This is a genomic window from Actinokineospora terrae (genome assembly GCF_900111175.1).
GTDB lineage: Bacteria > Actinomycetota > Actinomycetes > Mycobacteriales > Pseudonocardiaceae > Actinokineospora > Actinokineospora terrae.
Genome location: NZ_FOGI01000027.1, coordinates 1 through 7,461, shown reverse-complemented (window position 1 = coordinate 7,461; position 7,461 = coordinate 1). Strand labels below are relative to the sequence as shown.

7 protein-coding genes are annotated in these 7,461 nt (G+C 63.6%); 6 read left to right on the top strand and 1 reads right to left on the bottom strand.

Features of this window, described 5'->3' with window-relative positions:
- Window positions 1–691 (bottom strand): helix-turn-helix domain-containing protein (locus BMY07_RS33310; protein WP_092787340.1); only part of this gene is annotated, 691 nt, incomplete at its 3' end.
- Window positions 692–840: 149 nt separating this feature from the next.
- Here BMY07_RS33310 and BMY07_RS33305 point away from each other — a divergent pair.
- The 6 genes from BMY07_RS33305 to BMY07_RS33280 all read left to right on the top strand — a co-directional run bounded on the left by BMY07_RS33305 (window position 841) and on the right by BMY07_RS33280 (window position 6,381).
- Window positions 841–1,134, top strand: a complete 294-nt coding sequence (locus tag BMY07_RS33305; protein WP_092787338.1) for a hypothetical protein — start codon at window positions 841–843, stop codon at window positions 1,132–1,134.
- Between the two features lie 52 nt (window positions 1,135–1,186).
- Window positions 1,187–2,434 (top strand): methionine adenosyltransferase, encoded by a 1,248-nt coding sequence (locus BMY07_RS33300; protein WP_092787336.1) that lies wholly within the window; start codon window positions 1,187–1,189, stop codon window positions 2,432–2,434.
- Window positions 2,434–3,354: an aminoglycoside phosphotransferase family protein gene (locus BMY07_RS33295; protein ID WP_143073776.1), complete on the top strand. Its 921-nt coding sequence runs from the start codon at window positions 2,434–2,436 to the stop codon at window positions 3,352–3,354. The genes BMY07_RS33300 and BMY07_RS33295 overlap by 1 nt, the downstream gene beginning before the upstream one ends.
- 14 nt (window positions 3,355–3,368) lie before the next feature.
- On the top strand, window positions 3,369–3,959 hold the full coding sequence (locus BMY07_RS36345) for a histidine phosphatase family protein (protein ID WP_425426392.1): 591 nt from the start codon (window positions 3,369–3,371) through the stop codon (window positions 3,957–3,959).
- Between the two features lie 107 nt (window positions 3,960–4,066).
- Complete coding sequence (gene serS, locus BMY07_RS33285; RefSeq protein ID WP_092787330.1) at window positions 4,067–5,359, top strand: serine--tRNA ligase; 1,293 nt, start codon at window positions 4,067–4,069, stop codon at window positions 5,357–5,359.
- Window positions 5,356–6,381 carry a glycosyltransferase gene (locus BMY07_RS33280; protein ID WP_092787328.1) on the top strand — a complete coding sequence of 342 codons (1,026 nt, stop codon included), beginning with the start codon at window positions 5,356–5,358 and terminating at the stop codon, window positions 6,379–6,381. The genes serS and BMY07_RS33280 overlap by 4 nt, the downstream gene beginning before the upstream one ends.
- Window positions 6,382–7,461: the final 1,080 nt, after the last annotated feature.

Below are 7,461 nucleotides of genomic sequence, written 5' to 3'. Positions count from 1 at the left end.
GGTCTCCGTCGAACTCCAAGATGGTGAACGACCCAGCCAGTCCGGCATGTTCACCGACTTCAGTCGGCAGGACTTGAAGCACTACGTGGGGCCGCTCGCCGAGGGCCAGGAGGCGTTCAAGCTGCGAACGCCAGACGGCGCGCCCGCCGATGGGGCGGCGAAGCGCTTCCTCGTCGATGACCATCCGCAGTTCGAGTGCGTCAGGTTCGTCCAGTCGCTTCTGCCGGTCGGCGCGAAGCGCGACGACCTCGTCGATCGCATCAGGGCGAACACGAGTGCTCGCCCGAGCGAGCGCCCGCGCGTAGTCGTTGGTCTGGAGGATGCCCGGCACGACATGCAGCTCGAAGTGGTGCTTGACCTGCGCTTCCCCCTCAAGGCCGACGTAGGTGCCGAAGTTGTTGGCCATGGTGTCGCGGTACGACTGCCACCAGCTTTTCGACCCGGACTCCTTGGCCATCTGGACCAGCGGATCTACCACTGCGGCGTCGGTAACGCCACAGAACTCCAACATGTCCCGAACATCTCGAAACTGGACGCGATACCTCCCGGCCTCCATGTAGGACACCTTCGCGTCGGAACAACCCAGGGCCTCCGCCACTTGGACGTGGGTCTTGCCCGCCCGTTCGCGGTGCTGCCTCAACTCCCGGCCCAGCCGCCGCCGACGAACGGTCGGGTCGCTACGAACTGGCACGGAGCCCTCCTCGCCTCTGGCCGACGGCGCCCATCGCGCGCGGCGGCACCAGCGTAACGACGCACCACAAGCAGCTTCACCTAGACGGCGTATACAAGCCACGTAGGTACGCGGCTTAGGGTAAGCGAGACGCCGCAGAGGGGGGAGCGATGGAGCGGACGGTTGCCACACAGGTGGCACGCCTGCGTGAGCTCGGGTTTGGGAGTCTGCCGATCCCGCTCCCGTGCAGTCGCCTCGGCGGCATCCAGCTCTACCGGTTCACCTCTGACAACCACATCGATACCGTGGTCGTCAGCGTCGAATCATTCACCGTCGCGTCCAGAATGGAAAATCGCCTGGCGTCGTCGGACCCATTGGCTGAGAACTATGCCGTTTGGTCCCGGTGTGGCGATGTGGAAACCGTGGTGGATGCGCTACTTGATCGCTTCTATCCAAGCGAATAGTCGACGCAGCTCATAAACCTCTAAAGAACGTCCGACTCGGGAGATTCAACCTATGAATAGCAAGCTCGGTCAAGGTGAATCGCACTTCACCCTCCATTCCGGCGTCACACCTGCGACCTCGGTGAGCCTGGTCGAGCGGAAGGGGTGGGGCCATCCGGACACCCTTGCAGACCACTTGGCGGAGGAACTGTCCCGCGCGTACAGCCGCTGGACGCTCGACAACGTCGGTGCGATCCTTCATCACAACTTCGACAAGTTGGCGTTGCTCGGTGGGCGATCGGAGGTGCTGTACGGCGGGGGGCGGATGGTGGACCCCGTGCGCGTGCTAGTGAACGGCCGCGCGACCCGCAAATGCGGGAAGGAGGAGATCCCCGTGGACGACTTGATCGTCGGCGTGGTCCGCACCTTCTTTCGTGAGCGCCTGCCCGAGCTGCATGACCATCTGCGTGTCGAGCTGAACGTGACAACGAACTCCAGCCCGGGCGCCGTCTACACAAGCGGTGACAAGCCGGAACGAACCTCCTGGTTCGCCCCTTCGTCTGCGAACCAACTGCGCGAGCGGCGCACCTTGATAGCCAACGACACGTCCCTCGGCACCGGCTGGGCACCGTATGACGTAGTGGAAACCTTCGTCCGATCGCTAGCGGACAGGTTCTCGACCACGAACAGCTTCACTGACGTTCGCCCGTGGTGTGGAACGGACGTCAAGGTAATGGCCATGGGCGAAGGCGACCAGGTAGATGTGGTGCTCTGTGTGCCTCAGAAGTCCACTCATGTGCCCAGCAGGCGCGCCTATCTCGCCAACTGTGACGACGTGCTAAACGAGTGTGCGGACCTCGCCAAATTCGAGCTTCCCGACCACGAGGTGACTTTCCGGCTGAACGCGCGCGATATCCCTGATCGTGACGAGCTGTACATGACCTACTCGGGCAGTTCGATCGAGTCCGGGGATGAAGGTGTTGTGGGGCGGGGGAATCGGGTGAACGGATTGATCACCCCTCTGCGCCCGATGAACCTCGAAGGTGCCAACGGGAAAAACCCCGTCTACCACGTTGGCAAGCTCTACAACATCGCTGCCCGCCGCATCGCGGAGCGGCTGCACACCATGTACGGGGGGTACGCCGAGGTACACCTTGTCAGCGCGACGGGTCAGGACCTCTCCCGACCTTGGCAGACGGTGGTCCGGATGACCAACAGCGAAGTCAACCAGCACGCAGTGCGAGAGGTAGTCGAGGACGTTCTGAGCAACTTTCCGGCGCTGACCGATGAACTCGTGCATGGCGATCTCCGGCTCGCGTGATGCCCATGTTGGCGCCGCGGTTGCCGCTCGGCACGGTGAAGCGACTGACTGAGCATTATGGTTCCAGCGTAGAAGAGTGGTTGGGCGACGTTGAGAACGTGGTACTGCGTGTCGCTGAACGCAACGGTCTGCGCGTGGTTGGCTACCACGATGCGGGCTGGACCTCGGTCATCGCTGTCGGCGTCACGCAGTCAGCCCAGTCAGTTGTCATCAAGGCCCTTCCGGACCGGAACCGCTTTATGCGCGAGGTCGCAGCCTTGCGCCATTGGCACGGCCGAGGGGTCTGTGCGCTCATGGGGGTTGATGAACCCGACCAGGTCCTCATCACCGAACTCGTTGGCGGCAGGCCGGGCGGCGGTCCGAGACCGACCGATCACGTCGAACGCGTCGCGGCCTCGTTGTCGTGTCTTCACCAAGACGAGGTGCCGCCGTCGCCTGACCTTCCAGAACTCGTGAGCTATTACCAGGAGACGGTGATCCCGCGTATCGAGCGGCGATCCAGGATCTTCGCCAAGGTGGTTGGTCCTCGGCTGGTGGCGACCGCGTTGGATCACGCCCGCACGTTATGTGTGGACCGTGGGCACCGGGCATTGCTGCATTCCGACTTGTATGCCGAGAACGTCGCTTTTGACCACAAGGGTCGTCCGGTCTTCATTGATCCACATGCGATCATCGGTTCGCCTGCCTACGACTGGGCGTTCTGGGCAGTGTACTACCAATTTGACACTGGGTTTCAACAGCGACTGGATCTGTGTTTCGCGCAGGCGGCCGACCTTGCCGAAGAGGCTATCCAATGGATGGTTACCTTGGCCGTTGATGGTGCGCTCTACTACTTGGAGAACGAGGAGCCCCAGGTTGACTCCATGTTGCGCGTTCTCCAGGCCCTTGATCAAAGGTCTGCTAGGAGGCGTTCAGGTTGACCGTCAGCTACATCGTGCGGCACGGCACGACGGATGCGAGCGCGTCCTACCTGGTCAACGGTGATCCAAACGTCCAACTTGCGCTGAATGAGACAGGCCGCGGTCAGAGCAGGGCGCTTGGAGTTGCGCCGTGGGTTGCCACGGTGCGAACGTGCCTAACCAGCCGATTCCCGAGGGCTCGGGAGACCGCGGACCTAGCGGTGGGTGCGCAGCTTCCCGCCCGCTACGAGGAGGGCCGCTTGGACGAGGTCGACTACGGAGCTTTCGAGGGCGGCCCGTGGATGGTGTACGGAGCCTGGCTAGACAAGTACGGACGTCACGTTCGACCACCTGGCTCGCGGGAGTCGCTGCATGAGGCGTCTGCAAGGCTGGTCGATGGTCTCGCGGCTGCGCTGACGCACCCGGGACCGCGTCTCATCGTAGGACACGGGATCATGTGTTCGATTGTTATCGCAGCTCTCGACGGGCAAGCAGACCTGGCGACAGGGTTACGGTTGCCCGAGGCTCCCTACGTCACTCCGGTGATCTTGGATGACCCACATCTTGGCTCGCTCGTCCGTCAGCTCCAAGGGCAGCTCGCCAGGTCGGTTCCGGGCAAGAGGTAGCCAAGCGCTACCGATCGAGCGCATCACGTGTGCGCAGGTCAACGCCGTGCGCGGCCGTCCCGATAGGCTGTGAACCCCACAGCCGACTCCAACAAGGATGCACCACGATGCACGATCCTCGTGTTCTGCTCGATCCCGCCACGGATGCCGTGCGTAAGTTGGCACGACGTGGTTTCCAACTCGATGTGGACCAGTTGGAGAAGCTGGTCTCCGATCGGAGTGCTCTGATCCAAGGGCTGGATGGGGCACGCGCCGAGTCCAACCAGATCGCAAGCGAGGTCCGCGCGGTGTCGAAGGCTGGCGGGGACACGGCCGACCTGGTGGCGCGAGCCCGCAGACTGAAGACGGATATCGCAGCCGGGGAAGACCGTCACAAGGCGATCGAGGAGGACCTGCGACGGTTCCTGCTTGAGGTTCCGAACCTACCGGAGGATCGCTGCCCAGATGGAGACTCGGATGAGTTCGCGGTTGAGGTTCGTACCTGGGGAACTCCACCCGCCTTCGACTTCACTCCCGCGGATCACGTTGACGTCGGCGAACGATTGGGCATCTTCGACTTTGCTAGGGCGACCAAGCTCTCGGGTCCGCGATTCGCAGTCGTGCGTGGCGTCGGCGCGCAGCTTGAGCGAGCTATCGCGACGCTGTTCCTTGAGATCCACACCAAGCGGCACGACTACGTAGAGTTCTCCCTGCCAGCGCTGGTCACGCGCGACACCATGACTGGAACCGGGCAGCTTCCCAAGTTCGAGCAGGATCTGTTCAGGACGGGAGTAGGCGACCGAACTCTCTTCTTGACGCCCACAGCCGAGGTCCCGCTGACCAACCTCCACGCTGGCGAGACGTTGGCAGCCGAGGATCTTCCACTGGCCTACACCGCGTGGACGCCCTGCTTTCGATCCGAGGCAGGCTCCTACGGTCGTGACACTCGCGGTCTGATCCGGCAGCACCAGTTCGCAAAGGTCGAAATGGTGCGGATCTGCGCCCCCGAGAACTCAAGCCAAGAGTTGGAGAAGATGCTCGGTCAAGCGGAGGCGTGCCTCCAAGAATTGGGATTGGCTTATCGGGTAGTCGCGTTGGCGGCTGGCGATATCAGCTTCTCTGCTCAGTTTACCTACGACATTGAGGTGTGGTTGCCGAGCCAGAAGCGCTACCGAGAAATCTCAAGCTGTTCGGACTGTTCGACTTTCCAGGCGCGGCGAGCGGGCATTCGTACTAAGAGCAAGGACGGCAAGAAGGGGTTCGCGGCGACACTCAATGGCTCCGGTCTGCCTATCGGCCGCACACTCGTTGCCATCTTGGAGCAAGGACAGCAGGCGGACGGATCGGTCGTGCTTCCTGCGGCACTGGTGCCATACCTTGGTTACCGGCAAATCAACCCCGATGGGACAACCGCCACGTGAAAGTAGGAGTCTGCGACTTCCCCTCGAAGTATTCGTTCCCCCCGCATGGCTACGGCGGCATCGAGCGTTGGTTGTGGGCCGTTGCTGTCGGTGCGCGCCAGGCGGGCCACGAGGTGCACCTGATCGGACCGGGATGGCGCAAAGACGTCCCGGCGGAGTTCCGTCGGACTCCTCTCCGTCTCGAAGACGCGGCGTCGAGCGGTGCTGCGCGGCACGACCTTGGCGCCTTGAACCTCGACCTCTTGGTCGTCGGGCACGAGTACCCATCGCTGCCAGCGTGGCGAAGCACATGGGAGGAACTGGGGGCGCGGGTCGTGACGTTCCAACACGACCCGAACTTCCGGCACGCGCCCGAGGCGTTCGATGGGGATCGGTCGACGCTGTTCTGCTACTCGCCCGAGATGGTCGAGCTGTACGCCCAGCACAGGCCGGTGCAGGCACTGAGCGTTCAGTTCGGCCTCGGCGAGGAGCGCCCGCCGCCAGCGGCCCGGGGGCGCGATCTGGTCTGGATCGGACGGATTGACGGCCAGAAGGCGCCACACATCGCCATTGAGGCAGCCCGCCAGCTCGGGCGCAGGATTCGGCTGATCGGGCCTGTCCTCGATCGGGGGTACGCCGAGGCTCATGCCGATGCACTCGGGGCTAACCACGTGGACCTGGCCGGTGAGGTGGCAGGCCGAGCGAAGCTCGATCTTCTCGGTGAGGGTGCGGTCATGGTCTACACGTGCGCCGACAACTACGTGGAGGCGGGCGCGGCCGTCTTCGGCGAATCCCTCCGGTGCGGTACGCCGGTAGCGGCTTTGGCATGGCGATCGGGAACGTGCGCAGAGGTCGCGTTGTGTCCTCGCTCCGGTGCGGTTGCCCACGTCGGGGGCTTAGGTGACTCACAGGCTGCCGCGCGACTGGCCGACACGGTTCGTCAGGTTGAGCGGCTGGACGCTCGCGACGTTCAAGAGACCGGTTTGCGTCGGTTCGACCCGCGGGCGCATTTCGATGCGCTTCGGAGAGCTGACGTTGCCTGATGAGATGACCGCTCGCCTCTTGGCCGCACTCGAACATCGGTTCGGTGACCGGTGGCACCTTCAGGTGGTAGGCGAGCAGTTCTCGATGCGACACCGAACTGTGGTTGCGTCAACTCCAAGGCGATCTGGTGCTCTCGACCCGCGCCATGTGATGAACGTCATCGGCAATGAGTTCGCGCGACTAGGGGTCCCGCGTCCCGCCCTCTTGCCGCTGCGTTGGGGACGCGACACCGATCTACTCGTCTCCGCGATCCAGGGGTTGGACCCGTGGTTGAAGGACGGCTGCCCGCGTGTGCTGCGCGAGGGGTACTTGCCGCAACCCGTCGTCAGGTTCACGGGCGAACGGGACGACGCTGGGGTGCTCCAAGACGGGTTCCTGACTGCGTTCGTCAACCTGTCGTGTGTGCAGAGAGTGAGTGGGCCTGAACGTCACGTCGAACTGTTCGATGGCTGGATCGCAGCACTGTCAGCGCTCGGTATCCACGCAGGGCGCTTGACTATCCGCGGGGATCTCAGCGTTTGGCAACGGGGCTCTGTGAGTGGCGTAACACTGTTTTGCGACTGCGACGGCGTTGGGTTTAGCGATGCGGTGCTCCTGTGGCATACCGACGAGCCGGGAAGGATGGCCACCGATATCGGCTCTGGCCTCGAACGCCTGCGATGGCTCCTCTCCGCCGGTTCATGGAGGAGCGCAGCGTTCGGAGACGCGCCAGCCAGGTGCTCCACTGACACCCTCGATGCCGTTCGCACGGCGACGCTGATGGTCATGAACGGCATAGCCCCGTCCGGGCGGGGACCTCGGCACGCCCTGCATCGGGTGCTCCGTCGGATTCCGCCTGAGCTGGCCGCAGTGGGACTCGGTCGGCTGGTGCGACACCAGCGGGCCTACTGGTCGGCCGTCGGTGTGCCCGGACCACCCTGGCCCGTTGTGGCTACGGCGATCGAGGACGGGGTACTCGGCTACGGTGCATGATGGCCTGCCTCGGCGGCTGGCCCGACTGGTTGCCCTACCAGCGTGACCTGGAGCTCAGGCCCCCTGGCCACCACGGGGTGGTTCTCATGCATTGACGTTAGCTCCAC